The organism is Paenibacillus sp. FSL H7-689 (assembly GCF_000517905.1).
GTDB classification, from domain to species: Bacteria; Bacillota; Bacilli; order Paenibacillales; family Paenibacillaceae; genus Paenibacillus; species Paenibacillus amylolyticus.
Window position 1 is genome coordinate 170,317 of the sequence record NZ_ASPU01000016.1, and the last position, 22,031, is coordinate 192,347.

The following is a 22,031-nucleotide window of genomic DNA, read 5'->3' on the forward strand; positions in this document are numbered from 1 at the left end:
CGTCAGATCACCTCACTTTCCAGAATAAACATCTCTTCCTGCACACTCGCCACCCGACAAGAGAACATGCACTGCTCCCGATTCCAATCGAACGTGAACTGGTCTACCGAATCCGTGCGTGGATCAGCCAGCAACGTCTCCGTCACCATCCGTGTAATCTCACTTTCCATCACACCCCGGCTATCACCCTGCCCTACCAGATCCTCCAGCTCCGAACCATAGTTCCGGGAGTAAATCACATGTCTGTACCGTGGCGTTTTCACTGCCTTAATACACCACTGCACCCAGGCTTCATGCGCACCCGCCGCAGCTACTTTGCCACTCGGGGTCAATACAAAATCCCCTGCATCATAATCGAATCGCCAGCTCCGTCCAAAGCGTACCTCATCCGAAGCCGTCCCCGACAGATCCTCCTCATCTCCCCAGACCACACCCGTTTCCGGGAACAAACTAGGCATGCGCACTCACCACCTTACACAGCACCACAATGTCGTTACCGCCATTCACCCGCATCGCCAGCACGCGATCTCCCGCTTTTAATCCTTTACCAAGAGACCACACCGCTTCTTCCACTTCCTCTTCTTGCAAAAGAAACCGTCCCGTGCCCGTCGTTCCGCCATTTGCCACGTCAGGTATACCGGAAATCGCGCCAGCAGCCTCGCGCTCCGGCAGTCCAAGCGTGCCCGGTAACTCGGCCACGAGATAATCCTGCACTTCGTGCTTGAAATCATCCAGCTTCACGCCGGATGAGGTCATCGTACCCAGTACTGCTCCCAGACCGCTCAAGGCCTGACGAGAATGGGTACTCATCGCGCCCCGCATGACGTCGGCAAAATGCCCATACGGATCATCTTTATTCAAGGTAATACCTCCTTTTCACCAGCTCAGCAGTCCCCAGCTCCAACGTCATCGTTCCAGGTCCGGCAGACAGATCACGGCTGACCGACATCACGATTAGCTTCAATCCTTTCAACAACACTGCGTCCCCGGCGCGAATCGTATTCACATCCGGTGCGGATATCGTAAAGGTCTCCTGAATCCCCGTCAGATGACTTTTCGCCAGTTTCTTAGCGGCGGTTGCTGTTTTGACCTGATCGTCTTCAATCAGCTTTTGCAATGTGCCCAGTTCTTCCACACCATTCTGCTCAATCGCGAGCACTTTGGAAGGGACCTCTTTGCCACTCGTGGACTCCGAAGCTGCCATGACTTTAACTTTGGTAACCGCTCCTTCGAGCGTACGCATCTGGGTCAGATCAATTAGTCGATCCAGCTCATATACCTTTGCATTACTTCCGACCTGAAAGAGCTGCAACCCGCCGGGGGTCATCCGTGGATGATACATCTCCCCGCCGGACTTCGCCGTTTCCTTCAGATCGGCAAACATCATCGAGAAGATCGTCTGTGACCGATACACGGCTTTTCCCAGCTTTGTCTTGGTTTCCGGCAATGTAGCGTATGGAATCTTCCACTCTTTGGCGTAGGTTTTGAGTCGCTGCGTAGCAGTCTGATCCTTCGGCAACAGGAACTCATCCTCCGATTTTTCCAGATATATCATTCGGTCGTACACCGTGAGAGATAGCCGCTTAGTGCCGCTGTTCGAGCTTTCCACCTCCCAGATGACCGCAGGATGCAGCAGATGAACCATGGATTTTTCGCCAAAAGGAACCCCGCTAATCCGCACCGCCATACCCGGTGAGATCGAAGGCAGACCGGAAGATGCAGACACCGCCAGCCGGATGTTAGCCTGATAGGCAATCTGGTCAAGCGAGTCCTTCAGCGTAATCGTCTCCACCAACTTGGTGATGTCGTATTTGTCGTCGACAATGACCTTGTAGGTCATGGCATCACCAGCTTTTGTCCGGGCTTGATCCGGTTCGGATCACTCCCGATGATCTTTGCGTTGAGCTTGTAGATCTCGTTCCATTTGGAACTGCTACCCAGCTCAAGCTTTGCTATTTTGGACAGGGAGTCGCCAGATTTGACGGTGTAGGTCTTGCTGTTCTTTTTCAAATCGGTACGCGAACCTGACTTGCTCGCGGATGCCGCAGAGCCCACCTTCTCCACCTTGGAATCCCGCCATGTGCGTAGGGTCAGGTCGAAATAAATATCCCCTGTCTCCCCCCCACGAAAGCTCGAATTAAGCGAAACAATAAAAACAGGCACGTTCACGCCCGTCTCTGAAATGATGAAACGCAGCGGCTTTTTGGAGATGAGAAAAGTGTTCAACACATTCATCGCCACGCGTGGATCCAGAAAATATTTTTCATCCATGCAATAGGACGGATCATATCGTTTCGGAAAAAAAGAAGAGAAGGTGATCTCCTTCACCTTCTCCCCTTGTGCAAAATCAAACTCGCCATGCTCCAACATATTGACCGTTTCATATCCCTTAGATCTGGAAATATTAACTTCTTCAGGGTTTACCGGAAATTGAAATGGAGTATTGCCATCCTTCAACGTAAATGACATTTTGTTAGGACCAACTTTATCTTCAAGTACAGACATATCTGCGGCCTCCTTTCTGCTTAGGCCATAATTGTTTTGCGATTTTGCATCGCACGGCGGAACTCGTTAGATATCCGTTGCCCCACCTGGTGAGAAACTGCGTCATAATCAATCGCATTTTCGCGCACGGTCACCTGCACCGCACCTGGTGGAATATTGATCGCAATCTGATTGGTAGTTTCGGTTTTGAAATCCTTCAAGTAACCGGACAGACTGCTCATCTGGTCTTCGGATATCCGTACCGTCATCGTGGACGTTTTTCCAGTCGTCTGCGCGCCGTTACCAGCCGCCATCGCTTGGTTCTGCATTATGCTTGTACCCATGAATCCAGCAGAGGTAGGCTGGCCTACCTTGCTGTTCATATATGCGGCTGGGCCTGTCATAGTCAGTGCCGGTGGCATATAGGCAGGGGCCATCTGGGGGCCTGTTGCAACTGGAGACGGTGCGGCCACCGTTGCTGCCGAGATCGTCTTCTCTTCTTTTTTGGAACCAAAACCAAAGAAGTTGGATATGCCATCGGTGATTTTTTTTGTTTTCTCAGAGACGTAATCGGCTGCACCTGACAATGCATCACCTACACCTTCGGTAGCACTAGACATAAAGTTTCCAATATCCTTCGCTTTGTCTCCAATCCAGCCACCTGCTGTACTTCCGGCCCAACCACCTACTGCACCACCAACCCATGTCCCGATGCCAGGCAAAAGAACGCTACCGATGGCGCTACCAATCGCAGTACCTGCTGTGCCGCCAATCATCGAACCCACCGCTCGGCCACGCTCTTCCGGAGGTGCTGTCGCTACATTCGCTACATCAGCAAGCATGCTGATAGGTCCAAGCAACCTTTTTGCTCCTTTGGCAAAGCCACTACTTAAATTATCCATCAATCCATTACCAGCCAGCATGTCAGTTAAAGATCCCAATCCACCATCCGCAAATCCTAATCTACCGCTTCCTCGTATTCTTCTACCGCCTCCCCTATTACGGTTGCGATCGGCCGGAGGAGTCGGAGTATCAGGTACAGGATTGGGTACTGGTGATGGGCCCCGGTTCGAACGATTACTAGACCTTCTACCACTTCGGTAATTTCGTCTTCCACGATCTGATCCACCACCATCCGCATTCGGTGAACGAACTCTACGGTTCTTGCCCATCTTTCCACCTGTACAACAGCAGCATTTGGATGCTGGACTTCTGGTTGGATCTGATGCAGGACTTTCTTCTTTTTTCTTTTTGAACAATTTAAAAATATCTCCTACATTAAAGGCTGCATCCTTCAAATCATTGAATGCTTGGACCGCTGCAAGTACGTTTTCCCACCACTTTTTAGGTTCTTCTTCCTTCGTATTGTTAGTAATGTTTTTGTTGTTCTGGATCATGACAGCCATAGTTGGGCCAGTTGGCCCACCTTTGCCCATCGCCACTTCGATCTTCTGCCGAACCTCAAGCGATACTGTGCCCGAAGCCGTAACCATCTGGTCCCTGAAACTGTTCAGTTTCGCCCATGCGCGATCCAACGCTGGACTGAGCTTATCAATCAACCCAATCGTCGGTGTAATTCGCAGCCTGCTGATTCGCACAGCCATACTATAAATATGCTCCAACCTGCGTCCTGTCGTTCTCAGTTCATTGTTCACCTTAATCAGACTCTGATAACGAACTCTGCCCAGACGTTCGGTTGAGCGTTGGATCTGATCTAGGTATCGAAGGGTTGTCCGCATTTCCGCATTAGATTTGGATAAACCTACAATCATTTCTGCCATTTTTTCACCTCCTAGCCTATTTCGTTATCGATTCATTTGCGAAGTTATCGCTGACATTTCCTCTTCCGAGAACGCAATTAACAGCGAGCGCTCCCCACGTGGCAAAGACCAGAACTCTCCGGGCCGGAGATGATGACGTACCCACATGTGATACAGGAACGTGGTCATCCCGCCGGAGTGAATCAGTTTTTTAGGTCTTCAATCTCCACACCGAAGCCGGACAGCTCCAGCACTTTATCACCTACGGCATCCAATTCACCAGCCAGCAACATACGACGTACCGCCTGTTCGCCACCAGATAGCTTCATACGGCCAGTAATACGGGTATCCCCCCAGCCGGACAATTCCAGGCTGCGGACTTTTAATTTCACCGTTGCTTCAGAAATGAGCAGCGCGTTAAACGTTTCGGTATCCACCTTTTCCTCGGTGCGGCCTTTGGTCGTTTTTCGAATCGTACAGCGTTCGCGAATGTGATCCACTTTGGAAGACGTCAGTCCACGCAAAGTCAACAGCAGATCCAGACGCTGAATGCGCACATTCTCCTCTGGCAGACGTTCTGCTGCTTCAAACAACTGATCCAAGATCTGTTCTTCGGACATATTTTCATTCATACTCATCGGGCGTTATCTCCTTCTTATTTCACAAATGGGTTCATCTATGCCAGCTTCCAAGCCTGTAGAGACAACAAAGAGACCGAGATCATCTCGGCCCGCATTGGTGTCCATATTAATATGAAGTAACTATGCAACCAAGCTTAAGCAACTAACTCAATCACTTGCCTATTTCAAAGTTTAGTTCGCCACAATCGGATTCAGCAATTCAAATCCTTCAAACGTAAAGCCTGTTTCTTCCGGTACTTCTTCGCCAGCTGTCCAGTTGGCAAGCTGGATTTTGTCCACCATGCAACCTCTCAGCAATACACTCTCATGTCCATACGATTCTGGGTCGTTCAGCTTGGAAATAATCTCGAATTTGGTGAAGCCGCGCTGGATCATATCGGAAGTGACTTTGTAGCCCGTCATCGTGCCTGTTCCTTTTTTCGCGCCGTTTTTGTGCACCTTCCAGTCGTTACCGACCAGGTTCAGCTCACGCTTTTCAATCTCCACACTCGCTTCCAACTTGTTAATGTTTGTCTGCCACACACCATCGATATGCAACTGACCATGGGTACCGAGAATTACTCTTGACGCATCCAACATATATTTTCCTCCTTAAAATTAAAAAATCGCGTTTTCCTTTCACACAACCTTATTGCACGTAAAATGTGCCAAACAACTGCTCCATCACATCCGTCAGCTTCACGTTCCATTGCAGGAATACCTGATCCGCTTCCGGTTTGAGAACTGGAGCAGTGCCATAATACGCCGGATCAAGAATGACATCGTAACCGTCAGCTTCAATCACATTACTCTGTGCGAGCAACGCCAAATAGGCCTTCATGGCACTAATCAGTGCTTGACGACCCTCTTCAGTATTGTTCACTTTACCGATATACGTATCTTCCGCGGAGCGCTGCAAATCCGTGTTGATCGCATCCAAAACACGAATGGAACGGATTTTTTTCCACGCATTATTCTGTCCAGCGGCTGGCGTTACCAGTGTGTTTACACCACGAAGTGCTTTCACCTGGCGTCCATCATGGAAGAAAATAAATACGCCATTCTGTACCGCCTGCTCCTGTTCTGCACGCGTCCAGCGACGTGTCACATCATCGAACGGAGTAGCTGCATAGGTTGTGGATTGGTTCAGACGTTGTCCGGCGATCAGACCTGCAACATAGGCGGATGTTTCCGCCGAGCTGTAGAATGCATCTCCAAGGCGTACGCCTGTACCGACATTAATCACACCTTCATGGTTGAGCGCAAGCGAACGTGCTGCCGCTTTTTGTGCTGCTGTAGCAGAAGTGTCATCCGCTGAGGAACCGCCAAATACAGCCACCACCGGTTTACCTTCACTACGCACACGTTTCACCCATGCCGCAAAACTCGCAAGCAGAGGTGCATCAGCCGCCTGATCCAAAGCCAAGACGTCGAATTGCTCCCCTTCCAGCGCGCCCTGTACAGCAATGTACTCTGCATTGGTCAGGTCATCGTTGCCACTTACGCCGCCTTTGAATGCCGCACCCGCAATTGTTGCAACTACACCTGCATCATCGCCAATCGCCTGAGCCGTTAACCAGACATTTTGTTCATCCGCGTTGATCTCTTTTGCCAGAGAAGCTGCTGTAATATCCGCTGTCAGGAGCGCATACAACATCCGGTTGCCTTCAAAAAGGCGCACTTCATGCTTCGTATTATCAATCACACCTGGCTGGATGGTGACGTAGAATCTATTTGCACGATCTCCCGGATACTTCGCATCCAGTTGCAGAACATTGGCATCACTGCTGTCCTTCAAAGTAAGCGTGGCTGCTTTGGCCGCAGCACTTGCTACCCGATAAGCGAGCAACTTCTTCGGCCCACCCAACAGGGCGAGCTTCAAGGAAGTATAAGCCGTACCGTTATCCAGCACATTCGCCGCATAGATACGTTCAATCGCCGCTTCGCTCCCTACTTCAACAAAAGTCCCCACAGGACCCCAGTTGGCCTTGATTGGTACCACGACCGTTCCCCGCGTACCTGCCTGAATGGCCGAGGAGGCTGCCGCCTGAAAATTCATATATAAGCCCGGAAGGACCGGACGATTCGTTTGCTCCCAATTTCCACCTGCCATTATCCCTTCACCTTCGCTTTCATAAATTGGTTAATTCGTTCTTGCGTTTCTTCAATGGAAAACGTCTCTTGCGCCGCTTCGTACAGCGCACCGTACAGCACCTCTGCCTTAACGGCAAAGAGGGCTTCTGCATGATTCATCAATTCTGCCCGTGTATACCGCGGGGCTGTCTGTTTGCTTTTTTTCACTGAGCTTGCCATTGCCATCTCACCTCATTTGTTGGACTACTAATTTCGTGAAACGATGATCTTTAAGCTTGATCTATGAATTTTTGATCCTATGAATATGAAGCTATAATATTGAAGCCACATCTATCATTTCAAAGCTATAATCTGGAACCACTCTTAAAAGTGCATGTTCAAAAAGATCGGTTTTCAGTACCGAGAAGATGGGATGAAGTTAGAAATGGAGTAGCAGAGCGTATGGAAAACTACGTGAGCAACTACATGTTTCAGAAGGAAACAATCATCGTAAGCATATGCTTTTTCGGCTGAATTCCATATTCGATGCTGATGATGCCGTTAGGCATCCTTTGTAATCAAAAGCGGGCTTTTTGAACAACCTCTAATAGAAGGTTCCTCTCGACTAACGTTTACTCCATACCTTTGCTATGGTGAATCTCACGAATCAAAGGTACATTCGTACCCGGACGGCGAATCCGCTGCTGTAGTGTCAGACGAATCTGTCCATTCAGATACGCATCGGTCTGCAGATCTGCTGTGACTTCATCCACTGTGATATATCGCGTGTTACCTTCGTGCTCTTCGCCACCCGTTTCAGTGACGGCAAGACGAGATTGCACTGCAAGTTGCTCTACCAACCGAGTAACAGTCTGGCGTGTTAGCACCGAATGATCGGTGAGCACATGCCCAATCCACTGTTGTCGAACCTCCAATGTAGAAGTCCCCGCGACAGAAGTGCTGCATCCGGCCAATCGCCATAACACAGACGGCATATCGTATCCACCGGGCCAGACATCCCCATATACCGAGAAGCCCGAACCAAGTTCCGACTGTGTCCAGTCTTGAAGCGCAGCTAACCACGCGTCCCCTGTTTCAGCGAGGACGACTCCCGAGTCTTCGGGAACATACACTCCGAACCGCAGACTCCGCGTAACCATGCCAGACCCTGCATCCACCCGGTCACTATCTGAAGAACCCAAATAGATGCAAGTGAAGGCCTCACCTGCTTCATCCACCAGCCTTACTTGATGCAACCCTTCGATTAGATCAGCTGACCAAGCTTCTACCTTTTCAGCGCCACCATCTTCCGGACGAGCGTATGGTGAGATTTTAATAATCCTTCGATATCCCGTCCAAGCAGACTTCGGCACCTCTTCGGCAAACGCAGCCACGGCACAAGGCCCAGCCAACACTTCGCCTGGCCCAGGTACATCCAGCACACGACCGCCCCAATCTGGAACAAGTACCGCGAGCTTCTGTTTCAGCGTTTTTTTAATGAGCGTACTCATTTTACTGGTGCTCATGTCAGTGTTAATCTCATTTCTCATAGACACATTCATTTCGCCCCCTTTGGCTGCAAGTTTGAGATCTGCCCACACGATGCAGCGACAGTGCAGCAGCAGTAGACTCCCCCTTTTAACTCAGAGTCTGTATTGCTATCGAACCAGTACCGGGACTACATTCACCGCATCAAAAAGACCGGCCACCTGGCCGGTCTGTACATTAGCGTATGTGCTTTCGGTGCGTCCCTTGTTATTGATCCGATAATACAATCTTACACCCTTTCATCCCTAGCGCGGATGGTGTTCCGTACGACTTCGGTGCGATTAAGGGAGACGTTCGGGTGGAAAAAAGACGATTATGGAATCATCATTTTAAAGAATACCTAAGTAAGCTTTAAGATCAATTAATTGATAAATTTATCCAAATATATTAATATTTTATTATCTAATTCATTGTGGCTTACGTAAAAGAAGGAGAAATACCTATGAGTAAAACATTCAAGATCACTTCACTTGTCATCTTAGCATTTATACTCGGGATATCCTGCTGGGCTTACTTCGGACTGCTTGGTAATCCGCTCAAGAAAAATGATGCTGAACAACAGGTAACCACTTACCTGATTGAACAGAAAGGTTACTCACCCGAACAGCTTATCGAAGTACAAGGTAATTACTCCTCAAAAAGTTCTGAAGCACCTTACGGTGCCTCAGTAACATTCGCGGATGAACTCGAAGCGAAGTACCAATATGTCATTTTCAACAACGGCGAGATTAAGCAGTACAGTCATACCAGTGATGATCCCAAACATGAGGAGCCCATGGTAAGATAACAGTTTAGTTCAGCGTAACTTGCGGGTTCAACGTAATCTCAAATGCACGGCCCCAGATGAAATCGGGATTTCCATATTCCAGCAGCGCACTGCCATACGTCGCATAGGACAATTCGTCATTACAGATCTGCTTAATCGCCACATTACCTGTCTGGAAGGCTGTTTTATTCGCAAGTGCCGTTGTGTAAGTTTGCATCAAGTCACGGAGCAATGTTTGCAAATGGGCATAGTCTTCCTCCGAGTTGAACAGCAACATATTTTGATCCGAAAGGGTAGCCACGTTGGTATAAAGCGCATGAGCTCGGGAATATGTGCGGATGTCCGCAATCGCTACCGCTTTGTAGTAATAATCCTTCAGAAAACGCTTAAACAACAGCGAGCCATGCGCATTCATAGCATCTCGCAACTTATGCTCATGCTTCTCTGTTGTGATCAATGCGTACCTCGACTGCCCCATACCTACAGCAATACCGATCTTGTTACCTGGTGTATTCCATGCACTATAACCCAGAACCCGTCCGGTATATGGACTGTTGAGCAATGCTTCGGCAACATCAACATTGGCTGGTCCTTTACCCACAAAATCAATCAACACCGAAGGCAGACCTTGCTCCCCATTCAGCGTCAATTGCTCCAACGCAGCCTGCACCTGATCCAGAGCCGTAATGGCGATAATCTCAATGTCGATGCCTGTGTTCTCTCCGGAATTTCCCGGATGACCCTTGGTCATACGATCCAGTTCGGAGGTCATGTCAAACGGGACAACTTGATCGGCTGCTACAGCCACTAGCTGTTCATTTTCCAAGCCAGCACCCACATCCGTCACCACCTCCGGTTCAGGATATGCCGAATCCGCTACAAGCACACCACCTACAATATCCACATGACGAACCACATTCTCGTGTACATCCATGTATTCATACGTGTTAATGATGGAGTTTCCGTGAGGACCAAAATATTTCACTGCGTAACGTGTCCTCGCCCCGCCTCGGAACAACTGGTTAGCCATGCGAGCGACCAAAGCGTGCCCCAAACCATCTGCATCCGGCAAGATGATAGCACGATCCGGATTTTGCCCATTGGTTCCACCCAGCCATTCATTGATCCGCGCTTCTACATATTTGATTTCATTGATCTGAACACCCTGCGTGTTGGCATCGTCGACTCCAACCGCGAGGAAATCGATATAACCTGTGCGAGCCAGCTGATCCAGAATGTACAGATTGGTTTTGAATTTATGCTGTCTTGTATTGTAATACTGTTCTTTATCAAAATAGGTCGTTGTCCCATATTCCACTCCATCCGGGGACAGGTTATAACCTTCGATAATATCCTCAAACTCAGTGTTTGTCTGACGTGGCTGCTGCATCAACGCACGGGACTCATTATATGCATCAAGCGCCAAGCCATCTGCAAACGAGGTTGTAGCCAAACGCATGATGGTATCCATTACAAATACGGGTTTGCGTGGATATTTCTGCTTGATCACACGAATCACATCCAGCAAACGCGTCGTTTCATCATCGTATTCTGGATAGGCGCCTCCTCCATCTTCACGGAGCTGACGACTGCCAATCAGACCGCCATAAGCGAGCATATCGGATGAGATTATGAATCCGTCGACCTTGGCAGCATGTTTCAGAATAAAGTCGTGAATCTTGGACGGTTTGCCATAAACCGGCGTGGAGGTGCCGAGCAGCGTTGTGCCATCTACGGTTTTCTCCGAGTCGAGACGATTCTTAATATCACTCAGGTTCGGGGTAACGATATGGATACCGGATGCTTTCCCTTGCACAATCACATCATCCAGATTCGCTGGACGATCATCGAGTGGAACATACAATACTGTTTTCATATCACGTAGCCTCCTGTTATCTGTTTAGTCTTTAATACCCGATCAGGGCAAGGATGCAATCACCGAATTAAAAAACCGGCCCCATGGCCGGCTGTACGTTAGCGTATGAGCTGTCGGTATGTCTTCCTTGCTGCTGATCCGATAATACCATTTTACTGCCTTTTCCCACTCGCGCTGATGGTAATCGGGATGAAATACGCCTGAATGTAGTCGTGTCCGGGGCGGATAATTGTCGGTTTTAATCTGGATAAAACTAATGTGTGCATTTCAATTCAAACAAGCTATACGATGATGGATTTTAGAATGATGGGTGCCCGTGTCCAAAAAGCTTGAAGTCCCAGCCCGCTAATTCTGGCGAATGGATAGAGGATTTTCTAAGGAACGTGGGACGTCTTATTTGGCATTCAGGTTCTCTTTTTAAATGATAAGGAACATCAGACACCCTATTTTCTAAAAAACCTGACATTAACGCTGAAAATGGCTGTTTATTCTAATATAACGTGTCTCAGATTCCTCATATTTCTGTAGACGCTTCAAATCCTTGAATAAGACGCCTCCGATTCGTTAGCTCTCACTCCTCTAGGCTTTGCTCCAACCGCAAACCGGAGGGGAGACCTCGAATCCGTCTGGAGCAGAGCTCTGCATGAGAAGGGAGACAATCCGCCTCTTACGATATCACGAGCGTTTCTCGCACATGAAGGACATGGGCTCGTAAATGAAGGGTGCGTTCTCGAACATGCAGCGAATGGTCTCGCAGATTCAGGATACAGTGCGCTTGCCGACTCCGGACAAATTAGGATCCGCTTCGGCTTTCAGTAGCTTGGAATATTAACGCTAGAAAACCAAAAAGCACCTGCCATCTTTGGCAAGTGCTCTTCATTTTGATTCTATACCGTTGGTTCCATATCCTTCGTTCTATATCGTTTGTTCCATATTGTTGGCTCTATCTCACGCGATGATATAACGAAAGTTCTCCCATGTTTCCGGTATAGGTTCCCCGTTCTTCGCATGGTGATAGAAGCTGAACGGGAATTTGAATACATGACCTCCGTTCCAGTCACGGGAACGTCTGTCGGTGAGCCAATATTCCAGCTCATGAGGGAGCGCCACTGATCGTTCCGCTCGTTCCAGTGGCAGCAGATCTACGGGTGATTGCAATGTCGGCATCTCCTGTTCAATATCCACATCTCGGCTTAAGCGTAGTGCCTTCACCATGGTAAGGAAAGGCGGAATGCCTTTGTGGAATAATGCCGGATAACCTAATTCATATAATATGTTAAGCGCATGTCCATAGGTGAGCATATGACCGATTAGATCATGATGCGCTTCCGCGTGATATATGGTCTGGAACGCACCAAGCTCATCCAGAATCAGGCGTGACAACTGTGTTGGATCTTCGATCTCGGGGAAACCATCGCTTTTCTCCGGCTTCAGACTGCGAATTTCTTTCATCGTTGTGTTCATCCAAGATCTTCCCGGGATGGTTCGATCGAATGAATCGATCAGTTCAACCAGCCGACCAATATCCTCCGCAGTGCCCCATCCATCCAGTTCACGAATGGCTTTCAGACTGATTGCCCCGTAGATGGCCTGGTGTCCAACCCAATGCAGCTCTCCAATCGTTCGATCCAATGCGTCCGTAATACACGCCTCGGCATCTTCCCTGGGCATCATCTCACCAATCGGAGAGGTCTGACCACGGCTGATTCCATGCTGGCGAAGCATGGCTTTTGCTTCGGCCATAACACTGCCGGCGGCAAGGGCAGTGAGACGATTTTCCCGCAACCAAAAATATGCCGCAATCGCACCCGCCCCATAATGGGCGTGCCACAGATCTCCTGTACGTTCCCGACTGGAAACGATAATCGCTAGTCCATCTTCCAACAAACGTCGATCCAAGCTTGCCACCACCCTTCATCATATGTAAACCCATCAGAGAAACTATATAAGTTGAACTAAGATCTGTCCTCTCTGTTATCGTGTAAATTTAGTTCAACTTATATATCCTAATTAATAAATAGAGCGCTTACTTCTATAACATGATGGAAATGCTCCACATATGCCCGTTTTGCCCTGGAATGCAAAGTTTAGCCGATTCGAAGCCTGCCCACGTCACGAATGGACACTTCCAACGGATAGATCTCTGCTTTTTGCGTAGAGAAAAACCACGTCCGATCCTTCTTCACCACAATAAACAGACCGTCCACATCTCCTACAGGAGCAAAGGTATCACTAACCTCACCCCAGCGCGTGAGTCCAATCTGCTGAAGCTCATTCACCGTAGACAGAACATCCTCCGTCACCAGTCCAACTTCACACACCTGTAATATATCTTGAGTCGAGAAGTCATGGTCACTCTCGTTCTGAATACGATGATGAGCAATCAGCTCAATAATATTGCCTGCCGGATCTTCGAAATAGAGAGAATGAGAGTTCCAGTTAGTAGAGTACGTCTCATCCCGATCTCCTTCTCTGCTTAAAACAACACGTGATGCAGCCCACTTCTTCGCTTGCTTGAACCGATTCGTCGGAATCGACCAGGCCACATGATAAAAGGGCTCACGATCTGTTTCACACGGTTTGAAAATCATCTTTGTCCCTCCAACCTGCAGGTTGAAGGCCTGATCCGTGGCATTGGAGACCTCCATTCCCAACGTATCACGATAAAAATGCTTGAGGTCCTCCAGCCGTGTTGTATATAACTGTAATTCTTCAATCATCATACGGTCTTCTCCTGCATCTCCTCCCACTGACTCCACGGCACCATGCCAAGTTCAGGCTTCGCTTCATCCGGGAGCATGGCGATGAATTCAAGCATATGACCATCCGGATCGTTAAAATATACAGATACCGCAGGCATCCAGCCAAAGACGTACAGTTCACCGATATCATCATTCAGGAAGTTCTGTGTCTTGATCCCTTTGTTCTCCAAGTGAGCCACCGCATGTTTCATATCCTCCAGAGATACATGAAAAGCAAAGTGCTGACGTTTCACCTCGGAAGGTTCCTTTTGCCACAATCCCAGCATGGCATTGCCTTTTCCACCAATCCAGTAGAAGGAGTTCCCACGTTCTTTCTGCCCGTAGGCATGAGGTAAACCCAGGACCGTTTCATAGAAATGATGGGATCTCTCCAGATCCGTCACGTTTAAATGTGTTTCAAATATGCCTGTAATCATAATGCTCAACCTCTTTTCCTTTTCCGATTTTTCATCTTCCTTGGTTCTCAACTCATGGTAGAATTCCGCGCATTCGTTAACGTCTGGGCCAGATTTAAAAACGATCCAATGACCCGCTGCACCCGGTCCTCTATATCCTGACTGCCTTCATACTCCTCGTATCCGTCAAATGTCGCTTCAAATCGTCTGCGTTGCGCACCACCAATGGATATCCACTCCTGGGCATTAATGCCATGCAGATTGCGAACAATCGCTTGCAGTTGTAAAAGTGAACTTACCCCCACCGCTCCACCAGAGGAGCTGATGGACAGGACGGGCTTGCCGCTGAAATGAGCCTGACTCAGGTGATCCAATGCATTTTTGAGCACACCGCTAATACTGCCGTGATACTCTGGTGTAGACAAGATGATCGCATCAGCCGCGAGCATACGTGTATTCAGATCTGCCAGATGTTCATGATCCGCTTGTTTTTCATCTGGTGCATAGAATGGGAGTGGTGTCTGATACAGATCAAACAGGCTGGCCTGATGTCCCTGACCTCGAATAATCTCCACAGCATACTCTCCCAGACGTGTACTGGTTGCATTGTTCCGATTACTGCCTGCCAAAATAACGATATTCATAAAGTCACTCTCCTTGGTTTTTTAATAATTCAAACTCTCATGTTTCAACCGATCTGTTATTTCTACTCTTATCTTACCTTTCTTTTGCATCCAAATCGTCAGCAGATAGACTTAACTTGAAATGCCAAAAAACTCAACCTTTAGGTTGAGTTTATACGACTTAAGTATGAACATATGTCGGAATTGGTCACACGACCCAGCCATTTCTTACGGCATGAAGAGCCGCTTGCGTCCGATCCGCCAGTCCCAGTTTGTCGAGCAGATGACTGACATGGGTTTTGACCGTTTTTTCGGTGATGACCAATTGAACTGCAATTTCCTTGTTGCTCAATCCTTGAGCAATCAGCCCCAAGACTTCTTGTTCACGGCGAGTGAGCATATCCAGTCCGCCAAGAGACGCTTCAGTTGATTTACCCTTCTGCTTTGGCTCCTGATGTTGACTGTCTGCTGACTGATCTGTCGGTATATCCTGTGGTTGCTGTTCATTTATAGACCAATCGGATGAAGCCATCACATGCATCAATTGACCTGCTGCGGCGGGATGCAATTCCACCTGACCTGCATGCACATTACGAATGGCTACGGCCAGATCCTCCGGTTCAATATCCTTGAGCAGATATCCTTTCACCCCTGCGCGAACAGCAGGAACGACATGATCCTGATCCGAAAACGAGGTGAGCACAATGATTCGCGTTGCCGGCAATAACGTGCGCAGCCTTCTGGCTGTTTCAATTCCGTCCATGATCGGCATATGCAGATCCATTAATACCACGTCAGGTTTTAACGCTTCCGCCTGAGCCAGTGCTTCCTGTCCGTTCGATGCTTCGCCCACAACCTTCATGTCTTGCTGTGTCGTCAAAAAAACGTGCAGCCCCCGTCTCACCATCGCATGATCGTCTGCGAGCAAAATCGTAATCGGCATCTCTTCTTCCCCCTGACTTTATACAGATTCGAACGGAAGTGGAATGACTGCCGTTATTGTCGTTCCCTTGCGGGAATAACTCACTATTTCTAAGCTGCCACCGAGCGATTGAGCCCGTTCCTTCATAATGGACAGGCCAAGGGAGCTTCCAGACGACGCTTTTGGCCTGTTCGCACCACCTTTTCCCTGATCTGTGACGGTGAACACCACTTCATGATCACTTAACTTGAGGGTGACCTCAGCAGAAGGAACATCCGCGTGTTTTCTTACATTATTCAGCGCTTCCTGTCCGATTCGCCACAATGCTTCTTCTATATTACGCGGTAAAGACCGCATTCCCGTCCGGTTCATCATCACTTGAAGCCCCTGGCTGGTACCGTATTCCTGTAGCGCATGGAGCAGCCCTGCTTCCAGTCCCGCGGGACGGAGCTGCATAATCAATGCGCGCATTTCCTTGAGAGCCTCCTGAGACAAAGCCCGAATATCCTTCATCGCTTCCGCTGCCGGGTGCAACTGCTCGGAGTCGGATAACATACTTTCCGCGCCTTTAGCTGTTAACGATAGTGAAAATAAAATCTGATTAACCGAATCATGCAGATCGCGAGCCAACCGGTTTCTCTCTTCCAGTCGTGCAAGTTCGCGGCGATTCTCCGCCAGCTTCAGACTCTCCCATGAGGCCGCAATATGTTCGGCCAATGCCTCCAGCACTTCACGGTCTGCCTGCGCAGGACCTGATGTTCCTATTCCGATCACCAGAATTCCCGTTTCCCCTGGCGTATGGTACGGAAGTGGAGCAGCAATTCCCGAGGCAATGGAATTCGCAGTCTGGTCAGGCTTGCACAGGGTAAATATCTCAGCGATCTCTGTCCCAGACAGAGATGTTACACGATGACTATTGATTATATGGTTAATGTGGCTCGTCACTTCTGAAGATAACGGAGTACTTGATAACGCTCGAACCTTATCATCTGCATGGGCTGCCTGCACAACGAACAATCCATTTTTCTGCTGAATGATTGTAGCAAAAGGCCAATCATAATGCTGCCCAAGCAGCTGTACAACTTTTAAACAAAAAGCATCAGAATTGCTGCATTCGTTCACTGCAAGACCCAAAGCCGTGCTGAACTCCCCCAGCTTGGCATACAGATCAGCTCGTCGCTGCTCCGCACGATACAATCTCATCCGTTCTACCGCACTCCCAATCTGGTACGCCACGCCCTGTAACAGCGCCAGCTCACTGTCGCTGAATTGTTCCTTGGCTGGCGCAGCCACGTTGAGCAGGCCTAGCATCTTCTCCCCTGACCTTAACGGGACGGTTGCATGGTGGGTAATATCATGGGTATCTCCCCATTGGAATTCAACGGCATCCTCCAGCCGTTTACAGTTAATGATGTTGACCGCATGATTGAGCTGACCGTCCTTAAAGCGGTTCACACACCAGCAGGTACCCGTTCGCATGGGCTCTTTATCTTCACGCAGTAATGCCGGGGGCAGATTATAATCCGAAACACAGGTATAGTCTCCACGTTCATTAATCAGAAACATCCAGCCTGCCGTTAATCCGGTCAACTCCAGTAATTTGCCGACCACGGTATCCAGCATTAAGTTCAGATCATTGGACGTATTGAGCGTTTCCGCGATTATCTTCAACGTGACCATTTCCTGCATTCCGACTTCTTCCGACATCGCAGAATTCTCTCCTTTGGCTGTACCAACTGTGGTTTGTTCAACTATTGTAACCAATCCACCTTGGATATTAAAGGATCAACTTCTTCAATCGCTCACTCAGCCCAGCTTCTGTCGCTCTTTGCGGGACACAGACAAAGGCTCCATATTAATCAGACCTCGATCTGACAGAGCCAGCGCCATTTTGTAGAAAGCACGTGTACGAATCTTCGTATACGTATCCTTGCTGACAGGCGGATCAAACACATGGTTATACACTTTATAGTCAAACACATCATCGTCTTTCAGATATCGTTCACAGACGAGTACACGTTCCTTTTCACTCAGCCGGGACACAACAAAATCAATCGTATCGCAGTATGCTTGACGCGCGCGCTGCACGTCCACATTGTAGATCGCCGTTCTCGCCGTGGAATCCCCTGTCACATTGGTTGCACCGTGGAAACGCTCGACATAACTTGCCGTCACCATAACCTCTCGTTCTTCAAATGCAATGGTTTTATAGATTCGGTATTTTTCCAGCGCAGCTTCAACAGCTGTTTGCGTTTTGCGTCGGTCCAATTCGGGTAGCATCAATTCCATATTTATCTTCCTCCTTTAGTATTCTTCATATCACTCACTCTATCGTTCACGTCATGTTGTTTTGCAATCGTTCTTTGCACGATGGCAAAACGCTCTTATTCATAGAGTTGTCCAGTTTTCCAAAAAAGTAACGACATTTTTTTAATTTCCCCCTGTTGCCTTTTGGAATCACTCCAAACTGCTATAATCCGGGGAATTCAACTTTTCAGAAGGTGATTACAAAACACACGCTCTGCCTCGACTTTACATTTTGTTCGTATAGTGTTCGTATTTCTATTTGAGGATACCACTTTCTGGAGATCGGAGTAAACCTTCATTTTGGATCGTTTTGACGATAAAATAAAACCTTCGCTCTCATTTCCTATGCCTTTTGGCATAATTGTTTCATATCTCTTTACCTAATGGTATATATACGTTATAGTACTGTTTAATTAATGAACTTCCGTATAAGTCATTTGATTTTTATAAGTTAAGATTTGGATTAGATATGCACGTTAACGGAGAGGACAGAAAGAACCTGAAGAAGCGAAGCGTTCGCCTTTATCACCGAAATTCTACCTATGAAGATATACATTCAGGAAATTCGGGGATAACAGCGATCGGAAGGTTGTTCTGTCATCGGAGTGATCTGTGCAGCACGAGCTCTCTTAATTTATAATTCAAGTACTTGTACGAATCGAAGGAGTTGGCATAATTGTGGAGCACGCTTTTGGTCCTTATATGAAACAACTGCGCGAGCAACAGGGATACAGCATCAATCAGCTCGCCGAAGCAGCCGGAATAAGCAACTCACAGATTTCACGTATTGAGAATGGGATCCGGGGTGTGCCAAAACCAGCGACCATCCGCAAGATTTCAGATGCACTCTCGGTGCCCTACACAGAGATGATGAAGCAGGCCGGTTATATTGAACCAGGGAGTGCTGCTGAACTTCAGGACGTACCGGAATGGGCTACATACAAAGACCGTCGTGATTTTAAAAAGATGCTGGAGGACGATGATGATCTGATGTTTGACGGCATTCCACTCGATGAAGAGGACAAGAAACGAATCAAGGATGTGCTGACAGGTCTGTTCTGGGAAGCCAAACAGATGAACAAACGCAAAAAGACAGACGAATCGGACAATCGCCCATGAGGCATGACCCACTGAATTTAATAAGGCAGCAGGTGAGATCATATGGATGACATCGTAACAAAGCTGATTCGAAAACACCGGACCAACTGCCCGTTCAGCATTGCCCGCGCGGTTGGAATACAGATTCGTTTCACCAATTTGGGGAAGTCCACCAAGGGACTGTACTTTCGCAAGCTCCGGCGCAGGTTTATCGTCATACACAATGATTTGCCGCCGGAGTGGCAACGGTTCGTGTGCGCCCATGAGCTTGGACACGACCGACTTCATAAAGGGATTAATCGATTCTTTCTGGAGGAACATTCCTATTTTGCTCCAGGCAAGCTGGAAAGACAGGCTAACCGTTTTGCCATTCAATTACTGACCTCCGGAGTGATGCCTGAACCGGATGAATCTTTGGAGAAATTTTGTTTGCGTACCGGACTGCCGCGTGAAGCGCAGCATTTTTTTTACACTCTTTAAGAACATACGTTCTTTCCGAAGATTATATTTTCCAACAGCAGATTTACATGTCACTTTCAGGTTACTTATTTTTACGTAATTCGCGAGATTTCCTAATAATAGTCTGTTAAAATACTATTTGAGCTGTGTAAACGCTCAAGTAGATTATTATTTTGGGAGGTTTCGGATTCATATGAAAATCTGGAAGAATTACGTTTCACTTCTGCTAACGGTCTGTTTGCTGTTTGGCAGTGTAGGTATTGCCGCAGCTGCAACGGATACCACTCCGGGCACAGGTAAACACATTACCATTCTACATACGAATGATACGCATGCCCGTGCAGTTGAATCTTCACCTGCTATGGGTTTTGCCAAAGTAGCTGGAATCGCTGACAAATATCGTAGCGAAAACCCGAACACACTCTTGCTCGATGCTGGAGATGCTGTGCATGGTACAACATTTGCCACTCTCGTGAATGGTGAGAGCATCGTAAAAGTCATGAATGAAATGGGATACCAAGCCATCGTACCGGGTAACCACGAATTCAACTATGGTTCAGATCGCCTGATCGAACTGGCGGACATGATGAACTTCCCCATGCTGAGTGCCAACGTGAAGAAAAAAGACGGAACACGTCTCTTCGATCCTTACCTCATTAAAGAGGTGGATGGCGTGAAGATTGGTATCATCGCTTTGACTACACCGGAAACGTTGTACAAAACGAATCCTAAAAACGTAGAAGGTCTTGATATTACAGATCCATCTGCAGAAGCTAAAGTTCTGGTAAACGAAATCCGCAGCAAAGTAGATGTTGTTGTGGTATTGGGACACCTTGGACAAGATGCATCCAGCACGGATACTAGCTTTAAAGTTGTTAAAGAAGTTCCTGGCATCGACGTATTCATCGATGGTCACAGCCATACTGTACTGCAAGATGGACTTGTATCCGATAACGGAACATTGATTGCAAGTGCAGGAGAATACACTAACTACGTAGGTGTCATCGATCTATGGGTAGATGGTGGTAAAGTAACGAAGAAACAAGCAACATTAATTGATGAAACGGAAGCAAAAGACATCAAACCAAATGAGAAAGTCGCGACTCTCGTAAACTCCATTCAAAAAGAACAAGAACCTATCTTGAAAGAAGAAGTAGCCAATACAGCTATTCTGCTGGATGGTAAACGTGAACAGGTACGTGCAGGTGAAACTAACCTGGGTGACCTGCTTGCAGATGCCATTCGTGATGTCAGCAAAGCCGATATTGCACTGACTAACGGTGGTGGTATCCGTGCTTCCATCGAAAAAGGGATCGTAACCAAAGGTGATATCATCACAGTGCTTCCTTTTGGTAATCAAGTGGTAACGCTTGAAGTGAAAGGGTCCGATATTCTGGCAGCCCTTGAAGTCGGTGTAGCTTCCTACCCGGAACCAAGCGGTGGATTCCCGCAAGTATCTGGTATCAAGTTCAAAATCGATACTTCCGCTGCAGAAGGTAGCCGTGTACATTCCGTAACCGTGGGCGATAAAGCCCTTGATCCGGAAGCAACGTATACACTGGCAACCAATGATTTCACAGCTGTTGGTGGTGACGAATACACCATGTTTGCCAAATATCCAACTACGGGTATGTATGGCGCGCTGGACGAAGCATTGATTAATTACATGCAGAAGCTCGGCGCTGTAGACATCAAAACAGATGGTCGGATCAGTGAAGCGGTAAAACCTGCAGTAGAGCCGGAAACTCCGGCAACAGAAACACCAGCTCCAACCAAGCCAAAACCAGAAACACCAAAACCGGAAAAACCGTCCAAACCAACACCAAGTAAACCTGCTCCAGCCAAACTACATGTTGTGAAATCCGGAGACTCCCTGTACTCTATCTCCAAACAATACGGCACAACTTGGCAGGCATTGCAGAAGCTGAACAATATCAAAAATCCACACTGGATTTATCCAGGTCAACAATTGAAATTGCCTGCAGCTTCTTAAGCTCAGCAAAGCAAAGTGCATATAGGCATGACCGCTTATAGTGCATCAGCATACCGATCTATCTTGTCATAACTAAAAGGGTGTCCCCAAAGCCAGATTACTGGTTAAGGGGACACCCTTTTGTATCTCCGTTCTTAAACATCAATCCACATCAGATACTTGAACATTTCCTGTGGACATATCCTGCTGATCCTGACAATCATCTGAGGCAAAAATAAATCCCAGCCTGGCCTTTACGGACCAACTTTATCATGTGCCTTCGACACCGAACTATATAAAAACTCTCAGGAATGACCGTGTTCATGCGTTTATTGTACATTTAATTTCGACATCTCTATCTTCTCA

The 22,031-nt window shown here is 47.9% G+C and carries 22 protein-coding genes; 4 read left to right on the plus strand and 18 right to left on the minus strand.

The features are described from left to right. Positions 1–2: 2 nt before the first annotated feature. From C170_RS15790 to C170_RS15835, 10 genes are all read right to left on the minus strand, one after another. Positions 3–458 carry a DUF2634 domain-containing protein gene (locus tag C170_RS15790; protein WP_036611417.1) on the minus strand — a complete coding sequence of 152 codons (456 nt, stop codon included), beginning with the start codon at positions 456–458 and terminating at the stop codon, positions 3–5. Beyond that, positions 451–861, minus strand: a complete 411-nt coding sequence (locus tag C170_RS15795; protein WP_036611420.1) for a hypothetical protein — start codon at positions 859–861, stop codon at positions 451–453. Before C170_RS15795 ends, C170_RS15790 begins: the two co-directional genes overlap by 8 nt. Continuing rightward, positions 854–1,840: an XkdQ/YqbQ family protein gene (locus C170_RS15800; protein WP_036611423.1), complete on the minus strand. Its 987-nt coding sequence runs from the start codon at positions 1,838–1,840 to the stop codon at positions 854–856. Before C170_RS15800 ends, C170_RS15795 begins: the two co-directional genes overlap by 8 nt. Beyond that, the gene (locus C170_RS15805; RefSeq protein ID WP_036611596.1) at positions 1,837–2,469 is read right to left on the minus strand and encodes a LysM peptidoglycan-binding domain-containing protein; all 633 of its coding nucleotides are present in this window, start codon (positions 2,467–2,469) and stop codon (positions 1,837–1,839) included. The genes C170_RS15800 and C170_RS15805 overlap by 4 nt, the downstream gene beginning before the upstream one ends. Positions 2,470–2,525: 56 nt before the next feature. Then, positions 2,526–4,265, minus strand: coding sequence for a hypothetical protein (locus tag C170_RS15810; protein WP_036611425.1), 1,740 nt, complete (start codon positions 4,263–4,265; stop codon positions 2,526–2,528). A gap of 182 nt (positions 4,266–4,447) precedes the next feature. Continuing rightward, a complete protein-coding gene (locus C170_RS15815; protein WP_017690174.1) occupies positions 4,448–4,882 on the minus strand; it encodes a phage tail assembly chaperone in 435 nt (144 codons plus the stop codon). Positions 4,883–5,056: 174 nt separating this feature from the next. Continuing rightward, positions 5,057–5,464 carry a phage tail tube protein gene (locus tag C170_RS15820; protein WP_036611426.1) on the minus strand — a complete coding sequence of 136 codons (408 nt, stop codon included), beginning with the start codon at positions 5,462–5,464 and terminating at the stop codon, positions 5,057–5,059. Positions 5,465–5,513: 49 nt separating this feature from the next. Beyond that, on the minus strand, positions 5,514–6,977 hold the full coding sequence (locus C170_RS15825) for a phage tail sheath subtilisin-like domain-containing protein (RefSeq protein WP_036611427.1): 1,464 nt from the start codon (positions 6,975–6,977) through the stop codon (positions 5,514–5,516). After that, entirely contained in the window at positions 6,977–7,177 is a 201-nt protein-coding gene (locus C170_RS15830; RefSeq protein ID WP_017690177.1) for a hypothetical protein, read from the minus strand. Before C170_RS15830 ends, C170_RS15825 begins: the two co-directional genes overlap by 1 nt. A 392-nt stretch (positions 7,178–7,569) precedes the next feature. After that, positions 7,570–8,493, minus strand: coding sequence for a hypothetical protein (locus C170_RS15835; RefSeq protein WP_143781248.1), 924 nt, complete (start codon positions 8,491–8,493; stop codon positions 7,570–7,572). Positions 8,494–8,927: 434 nt separating this feature from the next. On the opposite strand from C170_RS15835, the gene C170_RS15840 reads away from it, so the two are divergent. Next, positions 8,928–9,272: a YfjL-like protein gene (locus tag C170_RS15840; protein ID WP_036611431.1), complete on the plus strand. Its 345-nt coding sequence runs from the start codon at positions 8,928–8,930 to the stop codon at positions 9,270–9,272. Positions 9,273–9,276: 4 nt separating this feature from the next. On the opposite strand, the gene C170_RS15845 is transcribed toward C170_RS15840, so the two are convergent. From C170_RS15845 to C170_RS15880, 8 genes are all read right to left on the minus strand, one after another. After that, on the minus strand, positions 9,277–11,127 hold the full coding sequence (locus C170_RS15845; protein ID WP_036611433.1) for a DUF4127 family protein: 1,851 nt from the start codon (positions 11,125–11,127) through the stop codon (positions 9,277–9,279). A gap of 948 nt (positions 11,128–12,075) precedes the next feature. Then, a complete protein-coding gene (locus tag C170_RS15850; protein WP_036611434.1) occupies positions 12,076–13,035 on the minus strand; it encodes a hypothetical protein in 960 nt (319 codons plus the stop codon). Between the two features lie 179 nt (positions 13,036–13,214). Beyond that, positions 13,215–13,850: a VOC family protein gene (locus C170_RS15855; protein WP_036611436.1), complete on the minus strand. Its 636-nt coding sequence runs from the start codon at positions 13,848–13,850 to the stop codon at positions 13,215–13,217. Beyond that, positions 13,847–14,305, minus strand: a complete 459-nt coding sequence (locus tag C170_RS15860; protein WP_036611437.1) for a VOC family protein — start codon at positions 14,303–14,305, stop codon at positions 13,847–13,849. Before C170_RS15860 ends, C170_RS15855 begins: the two co-directional genes overlap by 4 nt. 47 nt (positions 14,306–14,352) lie before the next feature. Further along, on the minus strand, positions 14,353–14,928 hold the full coding sequence (locus C170_RS15865) for an NADPH-dependent FMN reductase (RefSeq protein ID WP_036611439.1): 576 nt from the start codon (positions 14,926–14,928) through the stop codon (positions 14,353–14,355). A gap of 187 nt (positions 14,929–15,115) precedes the next feature. After that, the gene (locus C170_RS15870) at positions 15,116–15,850 is read right to left on the minus strand and encodes a response regulator (RefSeq protein ID WP_036611442.1); all 735 of its coding nucleotides are present in this window, start codon (positions 15,848–15,850) and stop codon (positions 15,116–15,118) included. A gap of 18 nt (positions 15,851–15,868) precedes the next feature. Continuing rightward, positions 15,869–17,536 carry a GAF domain-containing sensor histidine kinase gene (locus C170_RS15875; RefSeq protein WP_036611443.1) on the minus strand — a complete coding sequence of 556 codons (1,668 nt, stop codon included), beginning with the start codon at positions 17,534–17,536 and terminating at the stop codon, positions 15,869–15,871. Positions 17,537–17,635: 99 nt separating this feature from the next. Then, positions 17,636–18,118, minus strand: a complete 483-nt coding sequence (locus C170_RS15880) for an ArpU family phage packaging/lysis transcriptional regulator (protein WP_036611447.1) — start codon at positions 18,116–18,118, stop codon at positions 17,636–17,638. Between the two features lie 693 nt (positions 18,119–18,811). On the opposite strand from C170_RS15880, the gene C170_RS15885 reads away from it, so the two are divergent. The 3 genes from C170_RS15885 (at position 18,812) to C170_RS15895 (ending at position 21,686) form a co-directional block, all read left to right on the plus strand. Then, entirely contained in the window at positions 18,812–19,255 is a 444-nt protein-coding gene (locus C170_RS15885) for a helix-turn-helix domain-containing protein (RefSeq protein ID WP_081745955.1), read from the plus strand. Positions 19,256–19,297: 42 nt separating this feature from the next. After that, complete coding sequence (locus C170_RS15890) at positions 19,298–19,714, plus strand: ImmA/IrrE family metallo-endopeptidase (protein WP_017690190.1); 417 nt, start codon at positions 19,298–19,300, stop codon at positions 19,712–19,714. 172 nt (positions 19,715–19,886) lie between these two features. Beyond that, the gene (locus C170_RS15895) at positions 19,887–21,686 is read left to right on the plus strand and encodes a 5'-nucleotidase C-terminal domain-containing protein (protein WP_036611451.1); all 1,800 of its coding nucleotides are present in this window, start codon (positions 19,887–19,889) and stop codon (positions 21,684–21,686) included. Positions 21,687–22,031 lie beyond the last annotated feature (345 nt).

Bases quoted from the DNA above. Each gene is read 5' to 3' on its own strand.
- C170_RS15865 (WP_036611439.1), bottom strand. From the start codon at position 14,928: ATGAATATCGTTATTTTGGCAGGCAGTAATCGGAACAATGCAACCAGT.
- C170_RS15825 (WP_036611427.1), bottom strand. From the start codon at position 6,977: ATGGCAGGTGGAAATTGGGAGCAAACGAATCGTCCGGTCCTTCCGGGC.
- C170_RS15890 (WP_017690190.1), top strand. From the start codon at position 19,298: ATGGATGACATCGTAACAAAGCTGATTCGAAAACACCGGACCAACTGC.
- C170_RS15815 (WP_017690174.1), bottom strand. From the start codon at position 4,882: ATGAGTATGAATGAAAATATGTCCGAAGAACAGATCTTGGATCAGTTG.
- C170_RS15860 (WP_036611437.1), bottom strand. From the start codon at position 14,305: ATGATTACAGGCATATTTGAAACACATTTAAACGTGACGGATCTGGAG.
- C170_RS15830 (WP_017690177.1), bottom strand. From the start codon at position 7,177: ATGGCAAGCTCAGTGAAAAAAAGCAAACAGACAGCCCCGCGGTATACA.
- C170_RS15875 (WP_036611443.1), bottom strand. From the start codon at position 17,536: ATGTCGGAAGAAGTCGGAATGCAGGAAATGGTCACGTTGAAGATAATC.
- C170_RS15810 (WP_036611425.1), bottom strand. From the start codon at position 4,265: ATGGCAGAAATGATTGTAGGTTTATCCAAATCTAATGCGGAAATGCGG.
- C170_RS15895 (WP_036611451.1), top strand. From the start codon at position 19,887: ATGAAAATCTGGAAGAATTACGTTTCACTTCTGCTAACGGTCTGTTTG.
- C170_RS15805 (WP_036611596.1), bottom strand. From the start codon at position 2,469: ATGTCATTTACGTTGAAGGATGGCAATACTCCATTTCAATTTCCGGTA.
- C170_RS15790 (WP_036611417.1), bottom strand. From the start codon at position 458: ATGCCTAGTTTGTTCCCGGAAACGGGTGTGGTCTGGGGAGATGAGGAG.
- C170_RS15800 (WP_036611423.1), bottom strand. From the start codon at position 1,840: ATGACCTACAAGGTCATTGTCGACGACAAATACGACATCACCAAGTTG.
- C170_RS15870 (WP_036611442.1), bottom strand. From the start codon at position 15,850: ATGCCGATTACGATTTTGCTCGCAGACGATCATGCGATGGTGAGACGG.
- C170_RS15820 (WP_036611426.1), bottom strand. From the start codon at position 5,464: ATGTTGGATGCGTCAAGAGTAATTCTCGGTACCCATGGTCAGTTGCAT.
- C170_RS15855 (WP_036611436.1), bottom strand. From the start codon at position 13,850: ATGATGATTGAAGAATTACAGTTATATACAACACGGCTGGAGGACCTC.
- C170_RS15840 (WP_036611431.1), top strand. From the start codon at position 8,928: ATGAGTAAAACATTCAAGATCACTTCACTTGTCATCTTAGCATTTATA.
- C170_RS15845 (WP_036611433.1), bottom strand. From the start codon at position 11,127: ATGAAAACAGTATTGTATGTTCCACTCGATGATCGTCCAGCGAATCTG.
- C170_RS15880 (WP_036611447.1), bottom strand. From the start codon at position 18,118: ATGGAATTGATGCTACCCGAATTGGACCGACGCAAAACGCAAACAGCT.